Origin of the sequence: Microbacterium sp. SLBN-111 (assembly GCF_049739645.1) — a bacterium.
Lineage (GTDB): Bacteria > Actinomycetota > Actinomycetes > Actinomycetales > Microbacteriaceae > Microbacterium.
Genome location: NZ_JBMGQH010000001.1, coordinates 2,376,369 through 2,403,367 on the forward strand (window position 1 = coordinate 2,376,369; position 26,999 = coordinate 2,403,367).

Consider the following 26,999-nt stretch of genomic DNA (forward strand, 5'->3'; position numbering starts at 1 on the left):
CGGGCTCCTTCGCGCGCCGCCGTGTGGCACGATGCGGAGGGTGAGCGACGAGATTCCCGAGGAGTTGCGCCGCCTCCGCGCCCGGGCCTACGGGCCCGACGCCGACATCTCCGCCGATCCGGGTGCGCTGCAGCGCCTCGCGGAGCTCGAGGACCAGCAGCGGCGGGAGTTCGCGCGGCCCGTGGCCCCAGCGACGGAGGCCGTCTCGGCCGCCGAGATCGTCGAGGCCGTGCCGGAGGACTCGCCCCTCCCCGAGGCGTTCGCCGACGCCGAGACCGACGAGGAGCCGCCGCGCCGCGGGCGCCCCATCCGGTCCCGGCGGGTCTTCTGGCTGTGGGGAATCTCCCTGGCCCTGGTGGCCGCGCTTTCGAGCGCGCTCACGGTGGTGAGCGTCGCCATCCTGCCCGTGCAGACCAGCGCGGGCGTCCCCCAGATCGCGACGTTGAAGCCCGAGGTCGGGCGCCCCATGCCCGGCATCTTCGGCCCCGCGAGCTCGGAGGGTCGTGCCTACCCGGACTTCTTCGGCATGACCGCGTTCGTCGCCTACGCGCAGTTCGGACCCGAGGGCGAGCGCAACGCGTGCATCTTCGTCACGCCGACCGCGACCGTCGACGAACTCGACGCGGGCGGCTACTCCGGCTTCTCGCAGTCGGGGTGCGGTGCGGGGGTGTTCCCGCCCACCGCTCAGTTCGTGGTCAACTCCACCGCGCCGGACACGTTCGTCGCGCGGTTCCCGCCGGGCTCCAGCGTGCAGTTCGTGTTCGACGGCGAGAACCTCGGCGTCTTCAGCGACGCGGGGTGAGCGCGGGCGGATGAGAGGGTGGAGCAGTGACCTCCCTCCTCGACCACGTGCCCGCAGGCAGCGATCCGGATGCCGCCTACCTCGGGTTCGTCGAGTGGGCGAGCGGCCGCGGACTCACGCTCTACCCCGCGCAGGACGAGGCGATCATCGAGATCGTGTCCGGCGCGAACGTGATCCTGTCGACCCCGACCGGCACGGGCAAGTCCCTCGTCGCTGTCGCCGCGCACGCGGCATCCCTCTCCCGAGGCGGCCGCAGCTACTACACGGCCCCCATCAAAGCGCTGGTGAGCGAGAAGTTCTTCGCGCTCGTCGAGATCTTCGGCGCCGAGAACGTGGGGATGGTCACGGGTGACTCCTCGGTGAATTCCGACGCCCCGATCATCTGCTGCACGGCCGAGATCCTCGCGAACCTCGCGCTCCGACAGGGACCGGATGCCGAGGTGGACCAGGTCGTCATGGACGAGTTCCACTATTACGGCGAACCCGACCGCGGCTGGGCGTGGCAGGTGCCGCTCCTGCTGCTGACGCGGGCGCAGTTCATCCTCATGTCCGCGACCCTCGGCGACGTCACCGACATCGCCGACGACCTCTCCCGCCGCACCGGCCGCCCCACGGCGCGGGTCACCGGCGTCGAGCGTCCCGTGCCGCTGCACTTCGAGTACGCCCGCACGCCCGTGCACGAGACCGTGCAGGAGTTGCTCGACACGCGCCAGGCGCCCGTGTACGTCGTGCACTTCTCGCAGGCCGCGGCGATGGAGCGCGCGCAGGCGCTGTCGTCCATCCGCATCATCGGGCGTGAGCAGCGCGACGAGATCGCCGAGGCGATCGGCGGTTTCCGCTTCACCACCGGCTTCGGCAAGACGCTGTCGCGGTACGTGCGCGCGGGGATCGGCGTCCATCACGCCGGCATGCTGCCGCGGTACCGGCGGCTCGTCGAGACGCTCGCGCAGCGCGGGCTCCTGCGGGTCATCTGCGGCACCGACACGCTCGGCGTCGGCATCAACGTGCCGATCCGCACCGTGCTGCTCACCGCGCTGACGAAGTACGACGGCACGCGCATGCGTCAGCTCTCGGCGCGCGAGTTCCACCAGATCGCGGGGCGCGCCGGCCGCGCCGGGTACGACACCGCGGGCACCGTCGTCGTCATGGCGCCCGACCACGAGATCGAGAACGCCGCACAGATCGCCAAAGCGGGCGACGACCTCAAGAAGCAGAAGAAGATCGTCCGGAAGAAAGCGCCGCAGGGCTTCGTCAACTGGACCGAGCAGAGCTACGACCGTCTCGTCGCGGCCGAGCCCGAGCCGCTCCAGCCGCAGATGAAGCTCACCGCCGCGATGCTCATCAACGTCATCGCCCGCGGCGGCGACGTCTTCGGCAACGTCCGCTCCCTCGTCTTCGACAACCACGAGCCCCGCGCCCGGCAGTACGACCTCGCCCGCCGCGCCATCGCGATCTTCCGCACGCTCGTGCAGGCGGGCGTGGTCGAGGTCGTGCCGCTCTCGCGTGAGGGGTCAAAAACTGTCGCCGCAGAGGGAGGCCAGGCGACAGATTCTGACCCCTCACGCATTCGGCTCACCGTCGACCTCCAGCCGAACTTCGCACTCAACCAGCCGCTGTCGCCCTTCGCGCTCGCCGCGATCGAGCTGCTCGACCCCGAGGTCGAACTCGGGAGGGGACCGGATGCCACGCCCCCGGCCTCGTCGGTCGGTACCGGGCACTATGCCCTCGACGTCGTCAGCGTCATCGAGGCGACGCTCGACGACCCGCGCCCCGTGCTGTCGCAGCAGCAGTTCCGCGCCCGCGGCGAGGCCGTGGCCGCGATGAAGCGCGAGGGCATCGAGTACGACGAGCGGATGGAACTGCTCGAGGAGATCACCTGGCCGAAGCCGCTCGACGAGCTGCTCGCGCAGGCCTACGAGGTGTTCGCGTCGAGCCAGCCGTGGATCCGCGACTTCGAGCTGTCGCCGAAGTCGGTCGTGCGCGACATGTTCGAGCGCGCGTGCTCGTTCGGCGAGTACGTGTCGCTGTACCAGCTCGCCCGCAGCGAGGGACTCGTGCTGCGCTACCTCAGCGACGCCTACCGCGCGATCCGGCAGACGGTCCCCGCCGACGCGCAGACGCCCGACCTGCTCGATCTCATCGCCTGGCTCGGCGAACTCGTGCGGCAGGTCGACTCGAGCCTCGTGGACGAGTGGGAGCAGCTCATCAACCCCGCGGACGACCCGTCGGCCCCCGTCGTGCCGCCGGCCCCGCCGTCCATCCTCACCAACCACCGCGCGTTCGTCGTGCTCGTGCGCAACGAGATGTTCCGCCGCGTACAGCTCGCCGCGCTCCAGCGCGACGACGAACTCGCCGAGCTCGATCCGGACGTCGACTGGTCCGCGGCGCTCGACGCCTACTTCGACGAGCACGACACGATCGGCACAGGCGGCGCAGCGCGGTCGTCGGCGTACGTCGACATCGACGAGTCGGCCGCGGCGGACGGCCTCTGGCGCGTCGAGCAGACGATCGACGACCCGGCCGGCGACCACGACTGGCGCATCCGCGCCGAGGTCGACCTCACCGCCTCGGAGGAAGAAGGAACGGCCGTCGTCCGTGTCACCGAGGTGCTGCGGCTCTGACCCCTCCTCCCCGGTGGGCGGCGGGGTGAAGTTGTGCACGGTTCGCGCCGGATGGGCTACGACGGACGCGGGGCACGCCTACAGTCGTGTCATCACTCCACCCGAGAGGAGCCGAACATGGAGTCTCTGCCGATGATTGCGACCGCGGTCGGCCTCATGCTCTCGGGCTCGGCTTCCGTTCTCGGCGGCATGAAGTGGATGCTCGACCGTGTTGAAAAACGGACCAGCGCGCGCTTCGACCGGGTGGATCAGCGCTTCGACCGTCTGGAAGCGCACACGGACGCACGATTCGCCGAGGTCGACCGCCGATTCGCCGAGGTCGACCGCCGATTCGCCGATGTCGACCGCCGACTCCAAGAGGTCGGCGGGTCTCTCACCGAGCTGAAGGTCGCCGTCGCCCGCATGGAGGGGCCGCATCCGCCGTTCCTCATCGCACGCGGCTGACTCGCGCCGAATTGACGGATGCCGAGGCCCTGAGGCCCCGGCATCCCGTGTGTTCTGAATGAATCAGGACTTGCGTGCGACGCGGTTCTCCGCGCTGACCATCCACGACAGCTGCTCGAGCCGCTCGAGGATGGAGTGGAGGATGTCGGCGCTCGTCGGGTCTTCCTCGTCGACGTCGTCGTGCACGTCGCGGACGGTGCCGACCGTCGCGTCGATGCGCTCGGTGATGAGGTCGACGACCTCGGCCGTGTCGACCTCGCCCTGCGGGAACTCCGGCAGCGTGGTCGTCTCGGCGATCGTGTCGCTGCGGCCGTCGGGCAGCGCGTGCAGCGAGCGCATACGCTCGGCGACGGTGTCGCTGAACTCGCGGGCGGCGTCGATGATCTCGTCGAGCTGCAGGTGGGTGTCGCGGAAGTTCTTGCCGACGACGTTCCAGTGCGCCTGCTTGCCCTGGATCGACAGCTCGATGAGGTCGACGAGGACGGCCTGCAGGCTGTCGGTCAGCTTCTCCGAGGCCTGGAAACCCTTCTCGGCGTTCTGCTCCTCGGTGGTCTCGGGGCCGCTGCCGCCGCGGGCCGGGCGACGGCGGTTCTTGGTCGGGGCGTCCTTCGTGGTGGTGGACATGCGCGTTCCTTTCACTCGCGGTCGTCCTCGACGTTAGGTCGCGTCCGCGGCATCGGGCCGGGGGTTGCCAGGGCGGATATGCCGCGGTAGCGACCTCCCGTACCCGCTCGCCCCCGGATGGACAACCCCCGGAGCCGCGCGCCAAGCGGTTCCTAGCGTGGGACCGTGCCCACGACCCCGCCCTCGCCGTCCCGCCCCCTGCGCGACTACGCCGCGATCGGCGACGGACGCACGGTCGCGCTGATCGGGCTCGACGGCTCCGTCGACTGGCTGCCGCTGCCGAACCTCCACTCGCGTCCCGTCTTCGCGCGGCTCGTCGACGAGTCCGCGGGCGGCTGCATCGAACTCGCGCCGGTGGGGGACTACACGGTGAAGCGGCGCTACGTCCCGCACACCAACGTCCTCGAGACGACCTTCACGACCGCGACCGGGGTGGCGAAGCTGACGGATGCCATGGTCACCGGCATCGCGGGGCGGTTGCCGTGGGCCGAGCTCGCGCGGCGCGTCGAGGGCGTGCGGGGCGAGGTCGAGTTCGCGTGGGGTGTGCAGCCGGGCACCATGCTGCGTTCGGCGGCGCCGTGGACCGAGCGCATCGACGGGTTCTCGATCATGCGGATCGGTCATGTCTCCCTCGCCGTGGTCGGCCACGAGCATGGCATCCACGGGCAACCCGACGAGCGGAGCGAGAGCATCTCGGGCGGGTTCACGACCGCGAAGGGCTCGCGCCACCTCCTCGTGATCGCCGCGACCGAGGGCGAACCGCTGAGGGTCCCCGACGCGCAGAACGTCGACCGAGGGATCGACCGGACCATCGGCGGGTGGCAGATGTGGTCGGACGAGTTCTCCTACGAGGGCCCGTGGGCGGACGACGTGCAGCGCAGCGCGCTCGCGCTCAAGCTCCTGCTCTTCAGCCCGACGGGCGCGATCGCGGCGGCGGCGACGACCTCGTTGCCCGAGAACCCGCGCGGCGGCAAGAACTGGGACTACCGCTTCGCGTGGGTGCGCGACCTCGCCTATACCGCGCACGCATGGGTCGGCTTCGGCCTGCGCGAGGAGACGCACGCGGCCCTGTCCTGGATGCTGCGCACGATCCGCGAGAACGGCCCCGAGGTGCGCGTCATGTACACGCTCGACGGCGGCGCGGACATCGGGCTCGAGAAGCACGAGGTGCCCGGGTGGAACGGCATCCCTCCCGTCGTCACGGGCAATCCGGCCCAGGGCCAACTGCAGCTCGGTGTCTACGGCGACCTCCTCGCGATCTGCCGCACCTACGTCGAAGCCGGGAACCGCCTCGACACCCAGACCGGGCGGCTCCTCGCCGACGTCGCCGACCGCACGTGCGACCTGTGGCGGCGCGAAGACTCGGGCATGTGGGAGCTGCCCGAACTCGAGCACTACACGTCGTCGAAGATGGGCTGCTGGAAAGCGCTGGATGACGCGCAGTGGCTCGCGGACGGCGGGCACATTCCCGACAACGGCGACCGTTGGCGCGCCGAGCGCGATCGCATCCACGCGTGGGTCGAGGAGAACTGCTGGTCCGAGACCCTGCAGGCCTACACGCTGCGGCCCGGGTCCGACGACCTCGACGCCTCGGTGCTCCTGCACGCGCCCACGCGGTTTCGATCGCGGTGAGCGCATGTCGAGGACCGTGGATGCCATCACCGAACGCCTCGGAACCTCGAACCACCTCGTCTACCGCTACACCGGCATGGACCAGGAGGAGCACACGTTCGTCGCGTGCGCGTTCTGGCGAGCCACAGCCCTCGCGTGCGTCGGCCGTCACGCCGAGGCGATCGAGGCGATGGACGCGCTCGTCGCCCAGGCCAACGACGTCGGCATATACGCCGAGATGATCGCCGAGGACGACGGGGCGTTCTGGGGCAACCTCCCGCAGGCGCTCAGTCACCTCGCGCTCATCAACGCCGCCCTCGTCATCCGGGAGGTGGTCGACGAGGCAGACCTCGGCGACCGCTGACCTTCCCCCGTCGGGGCGGCACGCGCCCCGGCATCCCCCCTGAAAGGACTCGCCATGACCAGCCAGTACACCTTCTCCGACCCCGCGAAGCTCTACGCCGACATCGAACCCTCGAAGCAGCACCAGCCCGAGCCGGGCCTGGATGCCGAGCTGTCGCCGAAGGCCGCCCTCGGCGAGGACACTTATGTCGGCAGCGGTCGGCTCGAGGGGCGCAGGGCCCTCATCACCGGCGCCGACTCGGGCATCGGCGCGGCCACCGCGATCGCGTTCGCCCGCGAGGGCGCCTCGGTCGCGATGTCGTACCTGCCGGAGGAGAAGGAGGATGCCGACCGCATCGCCGGCATCCTGCGCGAGGCCGGCGCGACCGTCGCGCAGATCCCCGGCGACCTGCGCGACCCCGAGTACTGCCGCGCGCTCGTCGCGCAGGCCGTGGAGGAGCTCGGCGGGCTCGACATCCTCGTGAACAACGGCGGCAAGCAGCTGTTCAACGAAGACCTCGAGACCCTCACCGACGAGCAGTTCGACGCCACGTTCAAGACCAACGTGTACGCGATGTTCTGGGTGACCAAGGCGGCCCTGCCGCACCTTCCGGCCGGGTCGGCGATCATCAACACGACCTCGATCCAGGCATACTCGCCGTCGGCGATCCTCGTCGACTACGCCTCGACGAAGGCGACGATCAACGCGTTCACCAAGGCGCTCGGTCAGCAGCTGGCCCCGAAGGGCATCCGCGTCAACGCCGTCGCCCCGGGTCCCATCTGGACGCCGCTGCAGGTGTCGGACGGGCAGCCCCAGGAGAAGGTCGCCGAGTTCGGGGAGGAGACGCCCCTCGGTCGCATGGGACAGCCCGCCGAGCTCGCCCCGGCCTACGTCTACCTGGCATCCGCGGAATCCAGCTACGTCATCGGCGAGACCCTGAACGTCAACGGCGGGATGCCGACGCCCTAAGGCTGCGCCACGGGTCGGGTCGGGGTCTGCAGCGACCCCGCCCGGCCCGTTGAGTGTCCAAGACACGCGGACTGTCGGCCGTGGCATCCGCGTGTCTGGGACACCGAAGGTGGAAAACGTGCAGGGCGCGGGCCGAACGTCGGCGGATGCCGGTGCGTCAGGCGAGCGGCTTGCGGTAGAAGATCTCTCCGTCGGCGGTCGTCTCGGTGCGGTGGTAGCCCTCGCGCTCGTACAGGCGCTGATTCGCCTCGCTCAGTCCACCGGTGAAGAGCTCGGCTTCGGTGGCGCCGGCCGCGCGCCCCCGCTTCTCGACCGCCGCGAGGAGTTTCGACCCGAGGCCGCCGCCCTGCTGATCCGGGGCGATCGCGAGACGCCCGATGAGCAGCAGGTCGCCCGATATGCGTGCCCGGACGGCGCCCACGACGCGGTGCCCGACGATGGCGACACAGCCGAGGTTCTCGACGAGTTCTGCCTCGAGCTCCTCCAGGGTCTGCGTGAGCGGCGGCATGTCGGGATCGCCGTAGATCAGCGCCTCGCTGGCGAAGGCCGCGCGCTGGATCGTCAGCACCTCGCCGGCGTCGTCGGGATGGATGCCTCGGATGACGGGCGAGTCGGTCATGGGGGGCGCCTTTCGGGGAAGGGGTGAACTATCGGGGGCGAGAAGAGCGTGCCAGAGGGGTCCGCGGGTTAACTACTATGGCGGTGGCGCAGTCCAGCGGGAGCGAGGTGCCGCAGGTCCATGAGCAGCGACTACTTCGACGCGCGCGTCCGCACGGCCGAGCCCGCCGAAGCCCTCGAATGGCTCCGTACACAGTACGGGCGCGTCGACGTGCAGTCCGACGCAGGAACGCTCGCCGAGCGAGCCGCCGGTGATGACGCCTTCGCCCTTCGACGTCTCTCGTGGGGATGTCGCGCCGAGGTCGTCTACGAGGCCGATCGCTTCTTCTTCGCCACATCCACTCCCGGGTACACCTGGCGCATCGGGTCTGCGGAAGGGGAGTACAGCGTGACGCCCGGCATCGTGCAGCCCGGTCAGGAGCTCCTCGGGCGCGCGGACGGCACGGTCGTCGAGATGGTCGCCTTCGATGCGGCGCACCTGACCGAAGCGGCGCGCGTCATCTACGGCGACGACGGCCTCGAGGTGAGATTCGAGGGGACGGCTCCCGTGTCGCCGCGGCTGCGCGACTACTGGCTCGCGACGCTGCGCTGGTCGCTCACGCAGCTGCCGTTGCTGTCCGAGCCGCTGGTGCGCGCCCACGTCCGGCGGGCGATCGTGGCGGCGACCCTCGAGGCATTCCCTCTCGTGGGCGATCCCCGCGAACGCCGGGCCTCGGCGATCGAACAGGCCGCGATCTACGCTGCCGCGACGAGCTGGATGGACGATCACGCGTCCCTCCCGGTGACCGCGGACGACGCCGCGCGCGCGGTGGGCACGTCCGCCGTCGGCCTGCGGCGGGCTTTCGCGGCGAACGCGCACCTCGCCGTCACGCCCGAGGCCTACCTCGCGCAGGCCCGGGTGAGCGCCGCGCACGCGGACCTCGTGGCATCCGATCCGACGCGTTCGTCCGTGGCGGAGATCGCCCTGCGGTGGGGCTTCGTCGACGTCCTCGCGTTCGTCGCCGCGTACCGCGCGGCCTACCGGACGGATCCGCAGGTCACGCTGGAGCGCTGACTCAGCGATCGCGGTCGGTGTACTCGCCGGGCCGTTCGACGTCGTCGCGGTCCTCGTCGCCGTCGGGGAGCTGGACGTCGGTGTACGACCCGGGCTCGTCGGCGCGCGGACGCGCGGCCGTGCCGTCGGCGAGCTCGGCGTCGACGTACTCGCCGGGGGCGTCGAGGTTGCGTCCGGCTTCCTCACCGTCGGGGAGTTCGACCTCGGTGTACTCGCCCTCTTCGGGGCCGGTGCCGTGTCCGGTGGTGTCGCGATCGCCCATGATGCGCCTTTCTATCAGTGACGCGTCCGACGCTAGACCGGACAACCCACACGCGGAGGGTGCTTGACACGCGCGTGCCTCGCCGCCGAGGTCCGTGTCAAGGGCGTGGGTCGGCGCAATCCGACAGAGGACAGTGGGGAGCATGCCAGCACTCGCCATTCTCCTCATCGTCATCGGACTCGTCTTCCTGTTCCTCGGCATCTTCGTCGAGGCCGTGAAGTTCCTCCTGTGGATCGGGATCATCATCCTGATCATCGGCGTCATCGCCGCGCTGCTGCGCTTCGTGCGCCGCAACACCTGACCGATCGGCTCTTCTCAGGCCGAGAAGAGATCGCGGGCCCGGGGCCGGCGCACGGATGCCACGGCATCCAGCGCCGGCCCCAGCTCGTCGTGCGCGAAGGCGAATCCCGCCCGCGTCAGCACCGCGGGCACGGCCCACCGGCTCTTCAGCACCAGCTCCGGTTCGTTGCGGAGGATCGCCATGGCGGGGTCGAGCATCCACCGGAACGCCGGGAGGCCCACCGGCATCCCCGCGACGCGGCGCACCTCGCGCATGAGGGTGCGGTTGTCGCTCACGCCGGGAGCTGCGAGGTTGACGGGCCCGGCGATGTCGTCCCGGTCGCGCAGGAAGCGGACGGATGCCACGACGTCGTCGACGTGGATCCAGCTGAACCGCTGCCGTCCGCGCGTGCGGTGCCACGACGACCACACGGGTCCGGTCGGTCGCGTCCCGATACCTCGGTAGCGGCGATGCGGGAACCACCAGCTGTCGATCTGCGGGCCGCCGAGGCCCAGCTTCCCCAGGGCGAGGAGCATGCGCGTGGCGGGGCCGTCGCCCAGCACGATCGCCATGCGGAGGGCGACGCGGCGCGTCGCGGGGAGGTCGCCGTCGAAGAACGCTCGCTCCCAGCTCGTGGCGACGTCGACCGAGAACCCGTCGCCGATCACGCCGTCGAACTCGTCGTTGCCGCACTCGGTCTCGTGGCGGTAGATGGTCGCGGTCGAGGCGTTCATCCAGACGCGGGGCGGGCGCGCGGCATCCTGGACCGCCCGGTGGAGAGCGCGCGTCGTGTCCACCCGGGAGCGCAGGATCTCGTCGCGGTTCGCGTCGGTGTAGCGGCAGGACACGATCTTGCCCGCGAGGTTCACGAGGACGTCGGCGCCGTCGACGAGCCGCGCGATTCCGGCCGGGTCGCCCCACGTCGCGGTGCCGGTGCGGCCGATCGTGGCGACGTCGTAGCCGTCCTCGCCGAACGCCGCAGTGAGGGCGCGGCCGACGAAGCCGCTCGCGCCGGCGATCACGACGCGCGGCGGGGCATCCGGGGAGGCTGTCATCCGGCCAGCCTAGGGGCGGGTCAGGCGTCGTCGGGGTCGGGGAGGCTCTGCGCGATCCTGCTCGACTCCGCCGAGTCGCGCCCGACGCCGGGCTGGAACCGCGCGATGGGGGAGTCGGCATCCGCATGCTCTTCCCCGTCGGTCGCGGGAACGGATGCTTCGTCGGACTCGTCCGGGTCGTGGCGGGAGGTCGAGCCGCGAGCGTCGTCGGTGCCGTGCTCCCCGTCGCCGTCGGCGGCGCGGGTCCCCACGCCCGGGATGTCGTTCTGGCTCGAGACGTTCTGCACGCGGGCCTCGTCGGCGTCGTCGATCTCGGCGGCCGACACGGCGCCCGTGTCGGCTCCCGCACCGCCGGCGGGGACGTCGGCGGCGAGGCCCTCGGCATCCGACACGGTCTTCTCGTGATCGGCGCCGGGCAGGTTCTCGGGAGAAGTGGTCACGGTGGTCCTTCCGATGGGGTGGGAGCCCACGCTAGGCCGCCGGGCGCAGCGCGATGACGGGGTTGACGGGGCCGTCGACCCCGATGTCGGAGGGGCTGGATAGGCTCGGGGAGACCCCCGAAAGGAACCGCAATGCAGCAGCGTCCCCTCTCCCGCACTGGCCGCGAGATCTCGGCCATCGGCCTCGGCACCTGGCAGCTCGGGCCCGACTGGGGCGGGGTGAGCGAAGACGCGGCGATGCAGGTCCTCGGCGCCTCGGCCGACGCCGGCGTCACGCTCTTCGACACCGCCGACGTGTACGGCGACGGGCGCTCGGAAGAGCTCATCGGCGCATTCCTGCAGAAGACGGATGCCGGGGGCATCACGGTGGCGACCAAGATGGGGCGCCGGGCAGAGCAGGTGCCCGAGAACTACACGATGGAGAACTTCCGCGCGTGGACCGACCGGTCGCGCCGCCTCCTCGCGCAGGACACGCTCGACCTGGTGCAGCTGCACTGCCCGCCGTCGGCCGTGATCGACGACGATGCCACGTACGACGCGCTGGACCAGCTGGTGTCCGAGGGCGTCCTCGCGGCGTACGGGGTGTCGGTCGAGACGATGGACCAGGCCCTCTCGGCGCTCCGTCGTCCGAACCTCACCAACCTGCAGATCATCTTCAACCCGTTCCGTCTGAAGCCCCTCGACGAGGTGCTCCCGCTCGCCGCCGAGAAGGGCGTCGCGGTGTTCGCTCGCGTTCCCCTCGCGAGCGGTCTGCTCTCGGGCAAATACACCGCCGACACGACGTTCGACAAGGACGACCACCGCACGTACAACCGCAACGGCGAGGCGTTCGACAAGGGCGAGACGTTCTCGGGCGTCCCGTTCGCCGAGGGGGTCGCCGCGGCTGACGAACTCAAGGCGGCGCTGCCGGAGGGCGTGACGCTCCCCGCGGCGACGCTCGCGTGGATCGCGTCGCGCGAGGGTGTGACCTCCGTCATCCCGGGGGGCGCGCTCGGCCGAGCAGGCCGAGGCCAACGCCGCCGCGGCCGACCTGCTCGAGGGCGGGTTCGACGTGGACGCGTTCGACGCGCTCGTGCGCGACGTCTACGACCGCCGACTGCGCGCCGAGATCCACCCGCAGTGGTGAGCCTCTCCTGACATGACGGATGCCGGATCCCCGAGGGGGTCCGGCATCCGTGTTCGTGCGAGAAGACGTCAGCTGACGTCGCCGCGCCAGGCGCCGGACTCGGCGCCGCGCGACTCGATGTACTCCTTGAAGTTCTTCAGGTCCTTCTTGACCGAGTGGTCGTCGGCGCCGAACACGGCACCGGCCTTCTCGAGCAGCCCCGTGGGCTCCCAGTCGATCTGCACGGTCACGCGCGTCTCGTTGTCGGAGAGGCGGTGGAACGTGACGACGCCGGCGTGATTCTCCTCGCCGCCGACACTGTTCCACGCGACGCGCTCGTCGGGGTGCTGCTCGGTGATCTCGGCGTCGAACTCACGCTCTCCGCGCCCGCGATCTTGACCTTCCAGTGCGTGAGCGTGTCGGTCTTCTGAGTGATGGACTCGACGAAGCTCATGAAGTGGGGGAACTCCTCGAACTGCGTCCACTGGTTGTAGGCGACGCGGACGGGAACGTCGACGTCGATGGTTTCGATGACCTGGGCCATGATGTCCTCTCTCGGTGATCCGGGGGTCTCGGCGATCCGGGGATGCCAGTCTTCGCGCGATCCCATTCGCCGGCCCCGGGGTTGAGGGATCGGCGGATGTGGCCTATAGGCCCCTCAGGCGCGGCCGCGCAGGATCAGGTTCCAGTACACCCGCGGCAGGATCCGGCGGTCGGCGACCCACGTCGAGCGACGCTCGCGCGAGAGGGAGCGCCAGAACGGGATCGTCGGCTGCGGCTTTCCCCAGCGGTCGAACTCCGCGAACACCACCGTGCCGCGGGAGACGGTGAACGGCACGACGCTGTACCCGTCGTATCGCGCGGTCGGCGTTCCGCCGCGGAGCACAGCCCGCAGGTTCTTCGCGAGCACCTTCGCCTGCGGCCGGATCGCGCCGCCGGAGGGCCGCGTCGCGACGCGCGCGGCGTCGCCGAGCGACCACACGTCGGGGAAGCGGCGATGCCGGAGCGTCTCCGGATCCACGTCCACGAAACCGTGCGCGTCGTCGGGGTCGGCCAGTCCGCTCCCCGCGATCCACTCCGGCGCCCGCTGCGGCGGGACCGCGTGCAGCACGTCGTACGCGAGTGTCTCCTCGACGTCGCCGTGACCGATCGTGAGCGTGCGGGTCGTGGCATCCACGCTCCGCACCTCGCGGGAATACCGCACCTCGACGCCGTACGCCTCGAGCACGCGGCGGAGTTCGCGATCGACGTCCGGGATGCCGAACGGCACCGGGTCGGGCAGGACCAGGATGACGCGGATGTCGTCGAGCACCCCGAGCGCGCGCCACCAGTCGCACGCGAGGTACAGGGGCTTCTGCGCGGCGGCTCCGCACGAGGCCGGTTCGGGAGGCTGGGTGAACACGACCGTACCGCTGCGGAGGTCCCGCAGCGTGGGCGAGGCCTTCGCCGCGAGGGCGAGGTCGTAATTGGACACGCCCTCGGGTGCGGCCATGGCCTCGGGGAGCCCGGGGATCGCGTCCCACGCCAGCCGCAGGCCCGCCGCGACGATGAGCTGGTCGTAGTCGAGGTGGCCGCCGGAGACCAGGTGCACGCGGTGAGCGTCGGCGTCGACCGTGAAGACCGCGTCGCGCAGCCAGCGGACGCCGGGTGGGATGACGTCGGCCTGCGGGCGCGACGCTTGCGAGGCGCGCGCGGTGCCGCCGGCGATGTGGGACTGCAGCGGGGCGTACACGTGCGTCTCGCGCGGTTCGATCACCGTGATGTCGCCGAGGCGGGCGCGGTGGAGGCGCCCGGCGATCGAGAGGCCGGCGTTGCCGCCCCCGATCACCACGATCCGCGGGGGCGCAGTGGGGGAGTCGGGCATGCGGCATCCTTCCGTTCCGGTCAGCACACCCCGGATGCGCGCGGGGAGGCGACGGGGTTGACAGGGGGATCGGCCGAGCGGGTCGACGAAGGTCGTGACCTTCGCTCCCGTTCCGACCGCGGCGCGGAGCGGGCGCCGTTCGCGCCGGTCGCGAACGCTGTCAAGGGGGCAGGAGTCGCGACAGGCGGACGGTGGGATGGAGGAGTCGTCGACCCGGCGGCACGTGCGGTCACCGCACGGACGACCGAAAGGATCCCCCATGAGCGACGTCTCGTCCGACCCGAGCATCCCCGCCGCCCCTGACGGCGTGACGGGTGTGCAGCCGCTTCGCGACGGCGACACCTCGATCGAGCCCGATCCCGCGCTCGACCCCGCGCAGGCGGAATGGGATGCCACGACCGCCCTCGACGAGGGTGTCGATCCCGCCGACCTCGACCCGTCGACGGCGACGGGTGCCGACCCGGCCGAGATCCCCGCCGACGACGCCGACATCCCGCTCGAGGACGTGCACCCGGACTCCACCGGGACGGATTCGCAGGGCGAGGATCCGGGCGTGGTCGAGCTCGGCGAGGACGGACAGGGAGACCTCTCACCCGAGGACCTCTGAGGCTTCCGAGACGGCGCTTGCGCTCTTTGGCTAATAGGCGTAGCTTATGGCTATGGACATTAGCCAGATTCAGGTGGACGGCGGCCGGCTGGCCGTCGAGGTGCGGGGAGCGGGCCGTCTCGTGGTGTGCTCGCCCGCGATGGGCGACGAGCGCGACGCGTTCGGACCGTTCGCCGACCGACTCGTGGCCCGCGGATACCGCGTGGCGCTCGTCGATCTCCGCGGACACGGCGACAGCGACACGACCTTCGCCGAGTACGGCGACCAGGCGACGGCGGGTGACCTGGTCGCCGTGATCGAGGGGCTCGGCGGCGGACCCGCGGTCCTCGCCGGCGCCTCGATGAGCGCCGGTGCCGCGCTCATCGCGGCCGGCACGCGGCCCGACCTCGTGTCCGGCCTCGTGCTCCTCGGGCCGTTCGCGCGCAACGGCAACGCCGCGATGAGCGCGCTGCTGCGTCTCCTGCTCGCCCGGCCGTGGGGTCCCGCGGTGTGGCGCGGCTACTCCGCCTCGCTGTGGCCGGGACTCGGCGCGGGCGCGCGCGAACGGGCCGCGCACCTGTCGCGCCGGCTCGCGCGGCCCGGGCGCTGGAGCGCCTTCGCCCGCACGACCCGCGTCGACCACTCGGTGGTCGCGCCGTTCCTCCCGCGCGTGACCGCCCGCTCGCTGGTCGTGATGGGCGCGGCCGACCCGGACTGGAAGGACCCGGCCGCCGAAGCCGCATGGCTCGCCGGCGAAATCTCCGCCGAAGTACAGCTCGTCCCCGGCGTCGGTCACGCGCCGATGCTCGAGGCCCCCGACCTCGTGGCCGATCGCGTCGCGTCGTTCCTCGCGGAGGTGAGCGGTGCCGCGGGCCGGTCTTGACGCCGACGTCGTCGTTCGCCGCGCCACCGAGATCGTGGATGCCGACGGCGTGGCATCCCTTTCTCTGGCGCGCGTCGCGACGGCGCTCGGGGTGGCCGCGCCCAGTCTGTACAAGCACGTCGGCGGGCTCGGCGACCTGACGGACCGCGTCGCGCTCGCCGCGACCCGGGCCTTCGGCGAGGCGCTCGCGCGCTCCTCGCGCGGGGTGTCGTCGCGGGAAGCCCTCGGCTCGCTCGCGGCGGCCTACCGCGGGTTCGCCCGCGAGCGTCCGGGCATGTACGAACTGGCGCAGCGCGGGGGAGCCGGGCCCGAGTGGGAGGAGGCGGCGGCTGCCCTCGTCGACGAGATCACGCGCGCGCTCGCCGGATACGGGGCGGCCGCGGCCGACGTGCACCGCATCCGCTACGTGCGCTCGGCTCTGCACGGGTTCACCGATCTCGAGCGGGTGGGCGGCTTCCGTCAGCACGCGTCGGTCGACGAGACGTTCGCCCGGCTCGTGGACGCCCTGGATGCCGAGCTCTCCCGGCCCGTGGAGGACGCGCGCACCGCGGAGTGACGGCGCCGGAGCTGACGCGCATCAGTCCTCGGTGCGGAACCCCGCGGGTTTGTGGGTCCCGTCGCAGAACGGCTTGATCGTCGAGAGGCCGCACCGGCACAAGGCGACCGTGCGGCGGTGCTTCTCGATCGGGTTGCCGGCGGCGTCGCGCAGGTCGACGTCGCCTCGCACGAGGAGGGGGCCGTCGGGGTACGCCGTGATGCGCGGCGGGTCGGCGGTCATCTGACCTCCTCGGCGTCCGCGCGCAGCGACGATGCACCGCGCGACCAGGCGTCGAGCAGGTGCTCGCCGACGCGGCCGTCGACGCTGAGGCACGCGGCTGCGCCGAACAGGATGTCGGGGAGCAGGTCCGGCCGGTCCTCGGCGAGGCTGCCGGCGAGGTCGCGCGCGGCGATCTGCTCGTGGACGGCGTCGGCCTCGACGTGCTCGTCGAAGTAGCCGCAGACGTCGTCGCCGAAGCCGAGGCGGCGCAGGCCCTCGGCGTAGAGCCGGTTGGGGATCGACGAGGTCATCTCGAACGCGGCGAGGTGCCCGACGATCGCGCCGAGGAGGCGCCGGTTCAGGCCGAACATCGACATCGCATTGTGCGAGGCGAGCGTCACGGCCGGGACGTCGTCGACGTACGCTCCGTAAGCGTCCGAGAGGCCGGCGCCGCGCACGGCTCGGGCGAACAGTTCGGCGTGCATGCGCTCTTGGGTGCCGCCGCCGTACTCGTCGGACTGGATCTCGACCAGCGCGGCCTTGGGGCGGCCCGTCAGGCGCGGGATCGCCCACGAGTGCGGGTCGGCCTCGCGCAGCGTGTAGATCGTCCGGTGCACCAGGAACTCATGCGCCTGATCCAGCGTCGCCTTCTTCGCGAGGTAGCGCGAGAGACTCGGGCCGGTGTCGGCGGCGGTCAGCGCGAACAGCGCACGGGCCACGGCATCCGCGGTCGCCGCGGGGAGATCGGGCTCGGGCAGGCGCGCCCGCAGTGCGGCCTCGAACGCCCGCTCGATCACCCCGCGCGTGGCGATGAGCGAGGGGGCCCACTCGAGTTCCGGGTCGAACGCCGCGATCGACCCGTAGGCCGAGGCGTACAGCGCGAACAGAGCCAGCTGCAGGTCGTCGTCGGTCTCGACGTCGGGGGAGGATGCCACGGCCGCATCGGCGAGTACCGTGTGGTTCGTCGCCGCGCCCGCGCTGAGGTGGCGCAGGACGGCGGCGCTCACCGCGCCGCGCGGGGTGAAGGGGAGGGCGGGCACGTCATCGGCGTCGATGGCGGCCAGCGGATCATGGGGGGAGAGGATCGCGGACACCCGAGCACTCTGCGGGCGTCCTGCCGGATCGCCGAGCCCCTTGACAAGGGTGGAGGGGGTGACCGGACGGCCACCCCCTCCGGGCGATCACTGCTCGATCGGCTGCGGGGTGCTCTCGCGGGCGTTCTCGTGCGCGGCGATGACGTCGTTCCCGTCGTCGGTCGCGACCGCGATCCGACGCGGCTTGGCCTTCTCGCTCACCGGGATCGTGACCGAGAGCACGCCGTTGCGGTACGTGGCGCTGATGCGCTCGGTGTCGATGCCCTGGCCGAGGTTCAACTGGCGGATGAACGAGGCGGTCTCGCGCTCGCGCGTGATCCACTTGACGTCGTCGCCGGAGGCGAGCGTGCGCTCCGCGCGGATCGTCAGCAGCTGGCCGTCGACGTCGATGTCGACCGAGCCGGGGTCGACGCCCGGGAGGTCGGCCGACAGGACGTAGTGGTCACCGTCGCGGTACAGGTCCATCGGCATGCGTCGCGGTCCGCCGCGGCGGGTGTCGAGGAGCGTCGACGCGAGGCGGTCGAGGTCGCGGAAGGGGTCGTAAGTGGCCATGGTCGTTCTCCTTTTCGATCGGTCCGGACGTGGCATCCGGAGAGTTCTTCGAAGTTGAGTCGTTTGCGCTCAACTTGAGATCAGATTAGCACTCTGGGATAGAGAGTGCCAAGGAGTTTGGCGCTCGACCGGTCCGCGTCGTGCCGGGCCGTCTGCGGGAACCGAGTGCCCGGCGGGCCGCGGGGGACGGTAGCGTCGTGAGGTGACCGATCCTCCCGCGACGACACCGCTCGTGCGGGCGCTCTGGGGCGCAACCCACCCCGGACCGACGCTCGTCGTCACGACCCTGTCCCTCGCGCTCGGCGTCGCGGCCGGTCTCGAACCGTGGCGGCTGGTGCTGCTCGTCGTCGCGGTCTTCGCCGGGCAGGTGTCGGTCGGACTCTCGAACGACGCGATCGACGCGGCGCGCGATCTGGCGGTCGGCCGGACGGACAAACCGATCGCGACCGGCGCTCTCACCCCCGGGCGTGCGCTCGCGGTGGCGGTGGCATCCGTGGCCGTCGCGTTCGTCCTCTCCCTGCCGCTCGGGCCGGGACTCGTCGCCGCCCACACGATCGCCCTGGGCTCGGCCTGGGCCTACAACGCGGGCCTCAAGTCCACGCCGGTCTCGATCGTCCCGTTCCTACTGAGTTTCGGTGTCTTCCCGTCGTTCGCGACGCTGGCCGCACCGCAGCCTGCGCTCGCCGCTCCCTGGGCCTCGCTCGCCGGCATGGCGTTGGGGGCGGCGGTGCACCTGACCAACGTGGTGCGCGACCTCGACGACGACCGCGAGACCGGAGTGCGCGGTCTGCCGCACCGCCTCGGGGCGCGGGCGAGCGTGATCGTCGCGGCCGCGGGGATCGTCCTCGGCGCCGTCGCCGTGCTCGTCGGGTCCGGCGGTGGCATCGTCGGGGCGGTGTTCTTCGCCGCCGTGGTCGCGGTCGCGGCAGCCACGATCGTACTGGCCGTGCGGCGTCGCCCCGGCCGCGCCGTGTTCCAACTCACGATGCTCGCCGCCTTGCTCCTCGCCGCTCAGCTCGTCCTCAGGTGACGGGCGGCCGCAGCCTCACCGGGCGCGGCCGTGACGCGGGTCGGCGTGGCCTGTGCGTCACGACCCCCGCGCCGCCGCGTCGAACCCCATCGCATACGCCCGCGTGAACACCGCGCCGCCCGGGCCGCGAAGGAGCGCCCGCAGGCTGGCGGACCGGATGCCGTGCCCCACCGTCGATACACCCCGGCCGAGCATCGTGTTCAGGAACGCCAGGCGCGCGGCGTGCCGCGCGGAGGCGAGCCGCCGCCGTTCCCAGGCGGCCACCTCGTCCGGCTCGTGCCCGCGAACCCACTCGGACAGCAGCGGTGACAGTGTCAGGGCATCCAGCAGCCCGAGGTTCATGCCCTGCCCGCCGATCGGGCTCACCTCGTGCGCCGCGTCGCCCACGACCAGCACGCGTCCTCGCCTCAGCGCGGGCGCCACCGCCCGTCGCACCCGAAAAGTCGAGGCATCCGAGGTATCGACGTCCAGCCGCAGGCGCTCCGCCAGTGCGGTGCGGAGGAACTCGGCGGCATCCGGAACGTCCGACGTCCCGGCCCACGCGACGAGCCGCCGCCTCCCGTCCGGCAGTGGAAAGGACTCGACGACACCCCCGCGCTCGAGGTGCACGAGCGCGGTCGCATCGCCGGGCACCGCGACATCGACCATCGCGTATCGATCCGGGTAGTGCCGCGTGCGCACGGCCCCCGGACGGTACACGAGCGCGCGCCCCGCCCAGCCCGACGCGACGACGACGACCTTCGCACGGCGTTCGGTCTCACCGCCCGGTCCGATCGCCCGGACCCGCACCGAGGAGCCGTCCTCGCGGAACCCGGTCACCCGGACACCGCGCTCCACGGGCGGCGCGAGACGGGTCAGCACGTCCACGGTGTCGGCCTGCGGCAGCGCCGCGACGTACGGATGCCGCGCCCGCAACCGGTCGAACCGGATCGCGGCGAGCATCTTCCCGTCCGCCCGCGCCTCCCCGCGGCGGATCCGCACGGCGCGCGCGAGCAGCGCGTCGGTCGCCCCGGAGAGTTCCAGGTGCGCGAGAGAGGGAGAGTGGATGCCGATCGCCCGCGTCCCGGCATCCAGTTCGCTCCGCCGTTCGAGGATCGTCGCGTCGATTCCGCGCGCACGCAGGTCGGCGCCGAGCGCGAGGCCGACGGGGCCCGCTCCCACGATCAGCACGTCAGCCATGGTCGGCCGTCCCCTCGGAGATCGCGAGGACACGGAAGGGCGCGGGCGTCGCGACGCGCCACGGGTCGCCCAGCGTCCGCGCGAGCTCGTCCGCCCGGTAGCTGCGCCGGATCGAGCGCAGGCCGTCGGTGCGCAGAAACGTGCCCGGCGCGAGGGGCGTCACTCCGACGGCGTACAGGCCGTAGGCGAGGCGGCTCCGGGCGATATCGGCGTGCAGCACGGCAGACCGTGCGAGGGCCCGCGAATCGTCCGTGAACTCCCGTAGCTGTGCCGTGTCGAGGTGATGCAGCACGTGATTCGACAGCACGAGGTCGAACCGCTCTCCGTCGGCGAGCAGCTCCGCCGAGCCGCGCGACACGAACTGCACCCCGGGCCGCTCGCGCTCCCGCGCAGCCTCGAGCGCCCGAGGGTCGGGGTCGGCGCCGACCCAAGCCACCTCGAGGCCGTCCCGAGCCGCGAGGCCGGCGAGGCGCACCACGACATCACCACCGCCGCACCCGAGGTCGAGAACCCGTGCGGGCCGGCCGAGCGCCCGGAGCCGAGGTCGGACGTGCGCGCGGTACACGCCGCCCCAGCCGGACACCGCACGGTTCACGAGGTCGAAGCGGCGATAGGTCGCGGCGAGGCGCCGCGGGTCGCAGTGGGGGTCGTCCATGAGTTCCTCGAGCACGCTGTCGCGGTGCGCGAGGTCGGGCCAGAGGCGCCCGCGCGCGCGGTCGGCGTGCCGCACCCCCGAGCCGCTCACGCCTCCGGACGGCGCAGCACGAGGCGCGCCGCCTCCACGGTGAGTCCCGGGCCGAACGCCAGCGCCGCCACGCGATCACCGTCGGTTCGCGCCGCGTCGGCGAGCAGGTCTCGCAGGATGAAGAGCAGCGTCGCGCTCGACATGTTGCCGTGCGCGCGCAGCACCTCGCGGGAGGGCGCGAGGGCCGTGGCATCCAGGTCGAGGGCCGCCTCGACGCGGTCGAGGATGCTCCGACCGCCCGGGTGCACCGCCCACGCGTCGACCTCGGCGAGGTCGCCCAGCACGTCGGCGGCGATCGCCGCGATCTCGCGCCCGATGATGCGCGGCACCTCCGGCGTGAGGGTCATCTCGAAGCCCGAGTCGCCGACGGTCCACGACATGTCCTTCTCGCCCTCGTCGGTGACGAACGTCGCGAAGCCCTCGAGGTCGAGCCCCGGACGATCCGCGTCGGCCGTGGCGACGATCGCCGCCGCGGCGCCGTCGGCGAACACCGACGCGGCGACGATCTGGTCGGGATGCGACGACGTCTGCCAGTGCAGCGAGCACAGCTCCGCCGCGGCGACGAGCACGACGGCGGCAGGGTCCGCCGCGACGATCCGCGCGGCGAGTCGCAGGGCCGGGATCGCCGCCGCGCACCCGATGAACCCGAGATGGTACCGCTCGACCGTGGGGGAGAGGTCGAGATCCCGCACCAGGAGATAGTCCGGCCCGGGCGCGAACATGCCCGTGCAGGACACCGTCACGACGTGCGTCACCGAGTCGCGACCGAACCCCGACCCATCCACCGCCGCCGTCGCGGCCTCGGCGAACAGGGCCGGGGCGGTGCGCCGGTATTCGTCGTTGCGCGCACCCGTGGGCGGCATCGTCAGCTCGCCGTCCGACAGCGCCGCGAGTCCGTCGGCCGACCCTCCGGCCAGCTGCGGGAGCACCGTGTGGCGTGTGTCGATGGCCGCGGCGTCGAACGCGGCGCCCACCAGGCGCTGGCTGCGCCGATCGAATCCGGGCTGGGCGGCGAAGAGGTCGCGCAGCGCCGACTGGGTCACACGGGTGCGGGGCAGAGCCGTGCCGATCGAGAGGATGCTCGCGGTCATGACTCACTGTAGGCACGGTTGTGGCCGACGGCGCCGGGGATGGTGCCACCGCCCTGCCCCGTCTATGGTGACTGCGCCGGTCGAGGTGCGCTCAGGCCGCGAGCACCTCGGGCAGCACCAGTTCCTCGATTGCGCCGCGATAGTCGGCGATCATGCGTCGGCGGTCGAGGCGCCCGCGCGATGAAATGGCCGCGGACCTCAGCTCGATGCGTCGCGACAGGGCTTCGTGCCAGGCTCCCGCGATGGCGTTCGCGTCGCGCGGGGTCACGAGCCCGAAGCCTGCGACGACGCGCGCGGCGTCGCCGACGTCCGTGGTCACGGGGATGGCTCCGGATGCCGCCCCCTCGGCGAGGCACAGGGGCGAGGCTTCCCCGAAGGCGCTCGTGAGCGCGACGACGTCGGCGATCCGGTAGAGCGCGGGCATGTCCTCGCGCAGTCCGAGCGCGTGCAGCGCGACGCCCGCGCCCAGACCGGAGTCGGCGACGAGCGCCCCGAACCCGGGGTTCGCGAACGTCATGCCCGACCCGCACAGGACGTAGTGCGCGCCCGGGTGCCGGCGCGAGTGCCGCGCCACGGCATCCAGGAAGAGGCCCGGGTCCTTCATCGCGTCGAACCGCGCCGCGAGCAGCACGACGGGGGCTGTCTCCGGGATGCCGAGGGACTCGCGGATGCCACGCCGTTCGGCGCGCGTCCCCGGGCGGAACCGGCGCGTGTCGATGCCGTTGTCGATCACCCACGCGTGCGTCGTGGCGACGCCGGCGCGCGTGTACGCGAGCGAGGTCGACGCCGCGCACGAGATCGTCGCCGACACTGCGCCCGAGGCTCCGGACTCCACGAGCCATCCCAGGGCCGGGCCGGAGTGCGTCGGGTCGGAGCGGTGCAGGCACGCCGCGGTGGGGCGGTCCGGCAGCATCCCCGCGCGATCGAGCGCGACGATGAGGCTGAGCGGCTGCTCCTTGAGGGAGAGCACGATGTCGGCCTCGGCGATGAGGTTCGCGGCGTGCGCCAGCTCCGCCGCCGTGAAGGAGTCCGGTGTCATCGGCTGGTCGCCGGCGACCCGGTCGAACGTGTCGATCCGCACGCCCGCGGCGCGCAGCGACCGGAACCGGGTGTCGTCGTGGGCGTGCTGCAGGGACGCGTCCCGGCGGGCTGCGGAGGTGACCGACAGGATGCTGTGCTCCTGACCGCCCCCGGCATGGAGACCGGCGACCACGTCGGAGTGGAGGATGCGAGCTCCTCCTGCGAAGAATCCCTCGTAGAGGGACAGCACGCGCACGGGTCGGTTCATGGCGATCGCTTTCCGGGGAGGGGCGCCGACGAGCGGAGCCGTACCGATCACCGCGGTTGCGGTTTCCCTATGCTGCGGGGTCGACCCCCGGTGGCGGGTTACGTCGCGAAGACCATTGCGTGAACGCGTGAGAAGCTGAAGAGCCGGTCACGACACGGCCGCACGGCAGCGTGCAAGACTCCGCGGCGGACGCGCCGCACCAGTACGATCGGGGGTCGTGCAGAACTCCTCGGACGCGTCACCGACATCGGAACTCGGACGCGCGCTCCTCGCCTACGACGAAGCGCGCCGCGCCGCCATGGCGGAGGCGCGCCGGGCGCTGTCGCTCAACGAGCTGGACGCGAAGGCGCTGGTGTTCGTCGCCCAGAATCCGGGCGCCCGTCCCTCGCATGTGCGCGACCACCTGGGCATCACCTCCGCCGGCGTGACCACTCTGATCGACCGCCTGGTGCAGCGCGGTGCCGTGCGTCGCGACCTCGACGAGGAGGACCGGCGAGTGAACCACATCACCGCGACCGTGGACCTGAACTCGCCACCGTGGTGCTCCCTCCGCGGATTCGACAACGGCGTGGAAGCGGCGATCACGGCGATGGACCCCGCCGAGGCCGACCTCATCACGGCCGCCTTGCAGCGCCTCACGGCGGCGGGCACCGCGGCGGCCCGCTGATCCGCGTCTCGACCGGAGAGACCGCGAGAGCCCGGGAGTCTCAGGGGCGTGAGGCGAGGAACGCTTCCGCTCGCGCCTGAAGGAACGCGCACAGCGCCGACAGCATCGCCAGTTCGCCCGACAGTGCGAGGACGCGCGCCGACCCCAGCGGAGCCGCGGTCTCGCGCGGCTCGAAGGTGACGGTCCACCCGGTGACGCCCGGCTCGGTGTCGGGCGCCACGTAGAACGTGGTCGAGACGCTGCGCAGCTGCGCCGCGATCAACCCGGTATCGGAATCTCCATCGGCATCCTGCGGGATGACGCGGAGAATTCCTGCATCGTCGTAGCCGAGCGCGCGAAAATCCTCGATCCACGACTGCAACGTGGTCATCGTCCGATAGGGCATGTGGTGTCCCAACTTCTGAGCGCGCGGCGGGGGCTGCGACTCCCACGATTATGGATGCTCTCGGGCACCGTGCGCATTCCGGCCGGGAATGGGACCGGTTCCATCCCACAAAACCCTCGTGCGCGCAACGGTCTATCCACTTTCGGCAAGAGCAATCTAGGAAGTGCGCGTGGAGCATACGTACGTCGAGACCAGAGATACGGCGACAGTGGAGGAGATGTGGCAGACGGTCGTCCCCGGCGCCCGCATCTCCCGGGCCGACCAGATCCAACCCGCCTTCGTCTTCCACGGGGCTGCGGAGCCCGGATTCGGGTTCTGCGACTGGACGATGGGGTCGACGATGCTCATCGAGTCCGACCCCGGCGACCAGATGATCGTCGGGCGGATCGTCGGCCCCCGGATCCGCGCCACGTATCGACGCGAACACATCGACACCGCGGTGCCCTTCGTCGTGGTCGACCGACCGCTGGAGATCGCGTTCTCGGGCCGCGTCGCCGGGACCGCGGTGTCGTTCACCCGCAGTGACGTGGACGAGGCGGCGCGTCGGCTCTCGGGGGACGACGCCCTCCGCGTGCGCCCGGCCGGGCACGCCCCGATCTCCGAGCAGCGGCTGCGCTACTGGACCCGGACGTGGGAGTACGGCCGCGACGTCCTGCTGCGCTCGCCCGAGCGCACGCCCCTCGTCGAGCAGCAGGTGCGTTCGCTCCTGCTCGAGGCGTCGCTGCTGACGTTCCCGTCGAGCTTCACCGAGGCGCTCGCCGCCGGGCGATCGGCCCGGCCGCTCCCCGCGCCGGTGCGCCGCGCGAAGGCGTACATCGAAGCCCACGCGACCGGACCCATCGCGCTCGCTGACATCGCGCACGCGGCGCGTCTCTCGCCGCGTGGCCTCCAATACGCGTTCCGTACGGCCACCGGTCGGACGCCGATGCAGTACGTCCGTCGGGTGCGTCTGGATGCGGCCCGCGCGGACCTGCGCACCGCCGACCCCTCGGTCGACACCGTGGCCGCGATCGCGGCGCGCTGGGGGTTCTCCAACCTCGGCCGGTTCGCCGCGATGTACCGGGCGGAGTTCGGCGAGACCCCCTCCACCACCCTCCGGTCCTGAGGCTCGCCCGACGGATCAGTGCCCGCCGAGCCTCCCGCTCAGTCGGTCGTGGAGACGCGCGGTCTGCGCATTCATCCCGACGATCTCGACGTTCGTGCCGAGGCGGGCGTACCGGGTCTCGACCGCATCGAGCGCGGCCACGGTCGAGGCGTCCCAGATGTGCGAACCGGAGAGGTCGATCTGCACGCGGGCGGGGTCGCGCGAGTAGGCGAACTTCGTGGTGAGGTCGTTGCTCGAGGCGAAGAAGAGCTCGCCCTCCACCCGGTAGCGGGCGACGTCGGCGTCGACCTCGCGGTGCACCCGGGTGACTCCGGCCACCCGCCGGGCGAACAGCACGGCGGCCACGATCACGCCGACGCCGACCCCGATCGCGAGGTTGTGGGTCCACACCGTCACCGCCACCGTCGCCACCATCACGGTCGTCTCGCTCAGTGGCATCCGCCGGAGGGAGGACGGGCGGATGCTGTGCCAGTCGAACGTGGCGATCGAGACCACGATCATGACGGCCACCAGGACGGCCATCGGGATGACCGCGACCACGTCGCCGAGGACCAGCACCAGGACCAGGAGGAAGACCCCGGCGAGGAAGGTGGAGATGCGCGTGCGCGCGCCGGATGCCTTGACGTTGATCATCGTCTGGCCGATCATCGCGCACCCGCCCATCCCGCCGAAGAAGCCGGACAGGACGTTCGCCGCGCCCTGGCCGAGGGACTCGCGCGTCTTCGATGACGGGGTGTCGGTGATCTCATCGACCAGGGCGGCGGTCATGAGCGACTCGAGGAGACCCACGACGGCCATCGCGAGGGCGAAGGGGAAGATGATCGCCAGCGTCTCGAACGTGAAGGGCACGTTCGGCAGCAGGAGCATGGGCAGGCTCTCGGGGAGTGCGCCCTGATCTCCCACGGTGGGCACGGAGATGCCGAACACGACCGCCGCGCCGGTGAGGAGCACGATGGCCACCAGCGGCGCCGGGATCGCACGCGTCACACGAGGCAGCAGGTACATGATCGCCAGGCCCGCCGCCGTCAGCGTGTACACCATCCACGGCACACCGATCAGCTGCGGGACCTGCGCGACGAAGATCAGGATGGCGAGGGCGTTGACGAACCCGACCATCACGCTGCGGGGGATGTAGCGCATGAGCTTCGCCACGCCGAGGAGCCCCAGGGCCACCTGCAGGACGCCGCCGAGGATCACGGTGGCCAGCAGGTAGTCCACGCCGTGCTCGCGGGCGACGGGAGCGATGACGAGCGCGATCGCCCCCGTCGCTGCGCTGATCATCGCGGGGCGGCCGCCGAGGAAGGCGATCGCGACGGCCATGACGAACGACGAGAAGAGTCCCAGTCGCGGGTCGACTCCCGCGATGATCGAGAACGCGATCGCCTCCGGGATCAGGGCGATCGCCACGACGAGGCCGGCGAGCACCTCTCGGGTGAGCAGTCGGGGGGAGCGCAGCGCCTGACCCACGGTGGGTTCGGGGCGCGGGCGGGCGAGGACGTCGGTCACGGGGGCTCCGGAGGGGCGGGGGAGAATGGGGGCGGTCGC

29 protein-coding genes and 2 pseudogenes are annotated in these 26,999 nt (G+C 71.7%); 15 read left to right on the forward strand and 16 right to left on the reverse strand.

The features are described from left to right. The first annotated feature begins 40 nt into the window (after window positions 1-40). From RKD05_RS10975 to RKD05_RS10985, 3 genes are all read left to right on the forward strand, one after another. Window positions 41-802 (forward strand): hypothetical protein, encoded by a 762-nt coding sequence (locus RKD05_RS10975; RefSeq protein WP_424710020.1) that lies wholly within the window; start codon window positions 41-43, stop codon window positions 800-802. A gap of 26 nt (window positions 803-828) precedes the next feature. Next, window positions 829-3,423 carry a DEAD/DEAH box helicase gene (locus RKD05_RS10980; protein ID WP_424710021.1) on the forward strand — a complete coding sequence of 865 codons (2,595 nt, stop codon included), beginning with the start codon at window positions 829-831 and terminating at the stop codon, window positions 3,421-3,423. A gap of 117 nt (window positions 3,424-3,540) precedes the next feature. Then, window positions 3,541-3,867, forward strand: coding sequence for a hypothetical protein (locus RKD05_RS10985; RefSeq protein ID WP_424710023.1), 327 nt, complete (start codon window positions 3,541-3,543; stop codon window positions 3,865-3,867). A 63-nt stretch (window positions 3,868-3,930) separates the two neighbouring features. Here RKD05_RS10985 and RKD05_RS10990 read toward each other — a convergent pair whose 3' ends face one another. Next, window positions 3,931-4,491 (reverse strand): Dps family protein, encoded by a 561-nt coding sequence (locus tag RKD05_RS10990; protein WP_424710025.1) that lies wholly within the window; start codon window positions 4,489-4,491, stop codon window positions 3,931-3,933. Between the two features lie 165 nt (window positions 4,492-4,656). Between RKD05_RS10990 and RKD05_RS10995 the strand changes: the two genes are divergently transcribed. The 3 genes from RKD05_RS10995 to RKD05_RS11005 are packed head-to-tail and all read left to right on the forward strand — an operon-like array spanning window position 4,657 to window position 7,414. Then, window positions 4,657-6,123, forward strand: coding sequence for a glycoside hydrolase family 15 protein (locus tag RKD05_RS10995; protein WP_424710027.1), 1,467 nt, complete (start codon window positions 4,657-4,659; stop codon window positions 6,121-6,123). A gap of 4 nt (window positions 6,124-6,127) precedes the next feature. Further along, window positions 6,128-6,466: a hypothetical protein gene (locus RKD05_RS11000; protein WP_424710029.1), complete on the forward strand. Its 339-nt coding sequence runs from the start codon at window positions 6,128-6,130 to the stop codon at window positions 6,464-6,466. 54 nt (window positions 6,467-6,520) lie between these two features. After that, window positions 6,521-7,414 carry an SDR family oxidoreductase gene (locus RKD05_RS11005; RefSeq protein ID WP_424710031.1) on the forward strand — a complete coding sequence of 298 codons (894 nt, stop codon included), beginning with the start codon at window positions 6,521-6,523 and terminating at the stop codon, window positions 7,412-7,414. 157 nt (window positions 7,415-7,571) lie between these two features. Here RKD05_RS11005 and RKD05_RS11010 read toward each other — a convergent pair whose 3' ends face one another. Then, on the reverse strand, window positions 7,572-8,033 hold the full coding sequence (locus tag RKD05_RS11010) for a GNAT family N-acetyltransferase (RefSeq protein ID WP_424710032.1): 462 nt from the start codon (window positions 8,031-8,033) through the stop codon (window positions 7,572-7,574). A gap of 120 nt (window positions 8,034-8,153) precedes the next feature. Here RKD05_RS11010 and RKD05_RS11015 point away from each other — a divergent pair, with 120 nt between their 5' ends. Further along, entirely contained in the window at window positions 8,154-9,086 is a 933-nt protein-coding gene (locus RKD05_RS11015; protein WP_424710033.1) for a helix-turn-helix domain-containing protein, read from the forward strand. A gap of 1 nt (window position 9,087) precedes the next feature. Here RKD05_RS11015 and RKD05_RS11020 read toward each other — a convergent pair whose 3' ends face one another. Continuing rightward, window positions 9,088-9,348, reverse strand: coding sequence for a hypothetical protein (locus RKD05_RS11020; RefSeq protein ID WP_022880164.1), 261 nt, complete (start codon window positions 9,346-9,348; stop codon window positions 9,088-9,090). Window positions 9,349-9,490: 142 nt separating this feature from the next. On the opposite strand from RKD05_RS11020, the gene RKD05_RS11025 reads away from it, so the two are divergent. Continuing rightward, window positions 9,491-9,649, forward strand: a complete 159-nt coding sequence (locus tag RKD05_RS11025) for a hypothetical protein (protein ID WP_022880165.1) — start codon at window positions 9,491-9,493, stop codon at window positions 9,647-9,649. A 14-nt stretch (window positions 9,650-9,663) separates the two neighbouring features. Here the strand turns inward: RKD05_RS11025 and RKD05_RS11030 are convergent, their stop codons facing one another. Both RKD05_RS11030 and RKD05_RS11035 read right to left on the reverse strand, forming a co-directional pair. After that, entirely contained in the window at window positions 9,664-10,683 is a 1,020-nt protein-coding gene (locus RKD05_RS11030) for an epimerase (RefSeq protein ID WP_424710035.1), read from the reverse strand. A 20-nt stretch (window positions 10,684-10,703) separates the two neighbouring features. Next, the gene (locus RKD05_RS11035; RefSeq protein WP_424710037.1) at window positions 10,704-11,123 is read right to left on the reverse strand and encodes a hypothetical protein; all 420 of its coding nucleotides are present in this window, start codon (window positions 11,121-11,123) and stop codon (window positions 10,704-10,706) included. Window positions 11,124-11,255: 132 nt separating this feature from the next. On the opposite strand from RKD05_RS11035, the pseudogene RKD05_RS11040 reads away from it, so the two are divergent. Beyond that, a pseudogene (locus tag RKD05_RS11040) lies at window positions 11,256-12,249 on the forward strand (aldo/keto reductase). A 68-nt stretch (window positions 12,250-12,317) separates the two neighbouring features. Here RKD05_RS11040 and RKD05_RS11045 read toward each other — a convergent pair. Further along, window positions 12,318-12,772: pseudogene (locus RKD05_RS11045) on the reverse strand (SRPBCC family protein). A 114-nt stretch (window positions 12,773-12,886) separates the two neighbouring features. Then, window positions 12,887-14,092, reverse strand: coding sequence for an NAD(P)/FAD-dependent oxidoreductase (locus RKD05_RS11050; protein ID WP_424710038.1), 1,206 nt, complete (start codon window positions 14,090-14,092; stop codon window positions 12,887-12,889). Between the two features lie 259 nt (window positions 14,093-14,351). Here RKD05_RS11050 and RKD05_RS11055 point away from each other — a divergent pair, with 259 nt between their 5' ends. The 3 genes from RKD05_RS11055 to RKD05_RS11065 are packed head-to-tail and all read left to right on the forward strand — an operon-like array spanning window position 14,352 to window position 16,117. Continuing rightward, on the forward strand, window positions 14,352-14,699 hold the full coding sequence (locus tag RKD05_RS11055) for a sugar ABC transporter ATPase (protein WP_424710040.1): 348 nt from the start codon (window positions 14,352-14,354) through the stop codon (window positions 14,697-14,699). 52 nt (window positions 14,700-14,751) lie between these two features. After that, the gene (locus tag RKD05_RS11060) at window positions 14,752-15,561 is read left to right on the forward strand and encodes an alpha/beta fold hydrolase (RefSeq protein ID WP_424710042.1); all 810 of its coding nucleotides are present in this window, start codon (window positions 14,752-14,754) and stop codon (window positions 15,559-15,561) included. Beyond that, window positions 15,542-16,117 carry a TetR/AcrR family transcriptional regulator gene (locus RKD05_RS11065; RefSeq protein WP_424710043.1) on the forward strand — a complete coding sequence of 192 codons (576 nt, stop codon included), beginning with the start codon at window positions 15,542-15,544 and terminating at the stop codon, window positions 16,115-16,117. Before RKD05_RS11060 ends, RKD05_RS11065 begins: the two co-directional genes overlap by 20 nt. 21 nt (window positions 16,118-16,138) lie before the next feature. Here RKD05_RS11065 and RKD05_RS11070 read toward each other — a convergent pair whose 3' ends face one another. The 3 genes from RKD05_RS11070 to RKD05_RS11080 all read right to left on the reverse strand — a co-directional run bounded on the left by RKD05_RS11070 (window position 16,139) and on the right by RKD05_RS11080 (window position 17,964). Further along, a complete protein-coding gene (locus RKD05_RS11070) occupies window positions 16,139-16,339 on the reverse strand; it encodes a CDGSH iron-sulfur domain-containing protein (protein WP_424710045.1) in 201 nt (66 codons plus the stop codon). After that, window positions 16,336-17,382, reverse strand: coding sequence for an iron-containing redox enzyme family protein (locus RKD05_RS11075; RefSeq protein ID WP_424711816.1), 1,047 nt, complete (start codon window positions 17,380-17,382; stop codon window positions 16,336-16,338). The genes RKD05_RS11070 and RKD05_RS11075 overlap by 4 nt, the downstream gene beginning before the upstream one ends. Window positions 17,383-17,499: 117 nt before the next feature. Beyond that, window positions 17,500-17,964, reverse strand: a complete 465-nt coding sequence (locus tag RKD05_RS11080; protein WP_424710047.1) for an Hsp20/alpha crystallin family protein — start codon at window positions 17,962-17,964, stop codon at window positions 17,500-17,502. A gap of 202 nt (window positions 17,965-18,166) precedes the next feature. On the opposite strand from RKD05_RS11080, the gene RKD05_RS11085 reads away from it, so the two are divergent. After that, window positions 18,167-18,994 (forward strand): UbiA family prenyltransferase, encoded by an 828-nt coding sequence (locus RKD05_RS11085; RefSeq protein ID WP_424710048.1) that lies wholly within the window; start codon window positions 18,167-18,169, stop codon window positions 18,992-18,994. 57 nt (window positions 18,995-19,051) lie between these two features. Here the strand turns inward: RKD05_RS11085 and RKD05_RS11090 are convergent, their stop codons facing one another. The 4 genes from RKD05_RS11090 to RKD05_RS11105 all read right to left on the reverse strand — a co-directional run bounded on the left by RKD05_RS11090 (window position 19,052) and on the right by RKD05_RS11105 (window position 23,297). Then, a complete protein-coding gene (locus RKD05_RS11090) occupies window positions 19,052-20,173 on the reverse strand; it encodes an FAD-dependent oxidoreductase (RefSeq protein ID WP_424710049.1) in 1,122 nt (373 codons plus the stop codon). Beyond that, the gene (locus tag RKD05_RS11095) at window positions 20,166-20,828 is read right to left on the reverse strand and encodes a methyltransferase domain-containing protein (protein WP_424711818.1); all 663 of its coding nucleotides are present in this window, start codon (window positions 20,826-20,828) and stop codon (window positions 20,166-20,168) included. Before RKD05_RS11095 ends, RKD05_RS11090 begins: the two co-directional genes overlap by 8 nt. 86 nt (window positions 20,829-20,914) lie before the next feature. Beyond that, the gene (locus RKD05_RS11100; protein ID WP_424710050.1) at window positions 20,915-22,009 is read right to left on the reverse strand and encodes a type III polyketide synthase; all 1,095 of its coding nucleotides are present in this window, start codon (window positions 22,007-22,009) and stop codon (window positions 20,915-20,917) included. Between the two features lie 91 nt (window positions 22,010-22,100). Next, entirely contained in the window at window positions 22,101-23,297 is a 1,197-nt protein-coding gene (locus tag RKD05_RS11105) for a glycosyltransferase (protein ID WP_424710051.1), read from the reverse strand. Window positions 23,298-23,514: 217 nt separating this feature from the next. Here RKD05_RS11105 and RKD05_RS11110 point away from each other — a divergent pair, with 217 nt between their 5' ends. Next, on the forward strand, window positions 23,515-23,964 hold the full coding sequence (locus RKD05_RS11110; protein WP_063256250.1) for a MarR family winged helix-turn-helix transcriptional regulator: 450 nt from the start codon (window positions 23,515-23,517) through the stop codon (window positions 23,962-23,964). Window positions 23,965-24,004: 40 nt separating this feature from the next. On the opposite strand, the gene RKD05_RS11115 is transcribed toward RKD05_RS11110, so the two are convergent. Next, complete coding sequence (locus RKD05_RS11115) at window positions 24,005-24,334, reverse strand: hypothetical protein (protein WP_156495914.1); 330 nt, start codon at window positions 24,332-24,334, stop codon at window positions 24,005-24,007. Window positions 24,335-24,518: 184 nt separating this feature from the next. Between RKD05_RS11115 and RKD05_RS11120 the strand changes: the two genes are divergently transcribed. Further along, window positions 24,519-25,454: a helix-turn-helix transcriptional regulator gene (locus RKD05_RS11120; RefSeq protein ID WP_424710052.1), complete on the forward strand. Its 936-nt coding sequence runs from the start codon at window positions 24,519-24,521 to the stop codon at window positions 25,452-25,454. Window positions 25,455-25,469: 15 nt separating this feature from the next. Here RKD05_RS11120 and RKD05_RS11125 read toward each other — a convergent pair whose 3' ends face one another. Further along, a complete protein-coding gene (locus RKD05_RS11125; RefSeq protein ID WP_424710054.1) occupies window positions 25,470-26,960 on the reverse strand; it encodes a SulP family inorganic anion transporter in 1,491 nt (496 codons plus the stop codon). Window positions 26,961-26,999 lie beyond the last annotated feature (39 nt).

Bases quoted from the DNA above. Each gene is read 5' to 3' on its own strand.
- RKD05_RS11095 (WP_424711818.1), bottom strand. From the start codon at position 20,828: ATGGACGACCCCCACTGCGACCCGCGGCGCCTCGCCGCGACCTATCGC.
- RKD05_RS11015 (WP_424710033.1), top strand. From the start codon at position 8,154: ATGAGCAGCGACTACTTCGACGCGCGCGTCCGCACGGCCGAGCCCGCC.
- RKD05_RS11000 (WP_424710029.1), top strand. From the start codon at position 6,128: ATGTCGAGGACCGTGGATGCCATCACCGAACGCCTCGGAACCTCGAAC.
- RKD05_RS11080 (WP_424710047.1), bottom strand. From the start codon at position 17,964: ATGGCCACTTACGACCCCTTCCGCGACCTCGACCGCCTCGCGTCGACG.
- RKD05_RS11025 (WP_022880165.1), top strand. From the start codon at position 9,491: ATGCCAGCACTCGCCATTCTCCTCATCGTCATCGGACTCGTCTTCCTG.
- RKD05_RS11005 (WP_424710031.1), top strand. From the start codon at position 6,521: ATGACCAGCCAGTACACCTTCTCCGACCCCGCGAAGCTCTACGCCGAC.
- RKD05_RS10990 (WP_424710025.1), bottom strand. From the start codon at position 4,491: ATGTCCACCACCACGAAGGACGCCCCGACCAAGAACCGCCGTCGCCCG.
- RKD05_RS11060 (WP_424710042.1), top strand. From the start codon at position 14,752: ATGGACATTAGCCAGATTCAGGTGGACGGCGGCCGGCTGGCCGTCGAG.
- RKD05_RS11090 (WP_424710049.1), bottom strand. From the start codon at position 20,173: ATGGCTGACGTGCTGATCGTGGGAGCGGGCCCCGTCGGCCTCGCGCTC.
- RKD05_RS11055 (WP_424710040.1), top strand. From the start codon at position 14,352: ATGAGCGACGTCTCGTCCGACCCGAGCATCCCCGCCGCCCCTGACGGC.
- RKD05_RS11050 (WP_424710038.1), bottom strand. From the start codon at position 14,092: ATGCCCGACTCCCCCACTGCGCCCCCGCGGATCGTGGTGATCGGGGGC.
- RKD05_RS11105 (WP_424710051.1), bottom strand. From the start codon at position 23,297: ATGAACCGACCCGTGCGCGTGCTGTCCCTCTACGAGGGATTCTTCGCA.
- RKD05_RS11070 (WP_424710045.1), bottom strand. From the start codon at position 16,339: ATGACCGCCGACCCGCCGCGCATCACGGCGTACCCCGACGGCCCCCTC.
- RKD05_RS11010 (WP_424710032.1), bottom strand. From the start codon at position 8,033: ATGACCGACTCGCCCGTCATCCGAGGCATCCATCCCGACGACGCCGGC.
- RKD05_RS11115 (WP_156495914.1), bottom strand. From the start codon at position 24,334: ATGACCACGTTGCAGTCGTGGATCGAGGATTTTCGCGCGCTCGGCTAC.
- RKD05_RS11100 (WP_424710050.1), bottom strand. From the start codon at position 22,009: ATGACCGCGAGCATCCTCTCGATCGGCACGGCTCTGCCCCGCACCCGT.
- RKD05_RS10985 (WP_424710023.1), top strand. From the start codon at position 3,541: ATGGAGTCTCTGCCGATGATTGCGACCGCGGTCGGCCTCATGCTCTCG.
- RKD05_RS11030 (WP_424710035.1), bottom strand. From the start codon at position 10,683: ATGACAGCCTCCCCGGATGCCCCGCCGCGCGTCGTGATCGCCGGCGCG.
- RKD05_RS11020 (WP_022880164.1), bottom strand. From the start codon at position 9,348: ATGGGCGATCGCGACACCACCGGACACGGCACCGGCCCCGAAGAGGGC.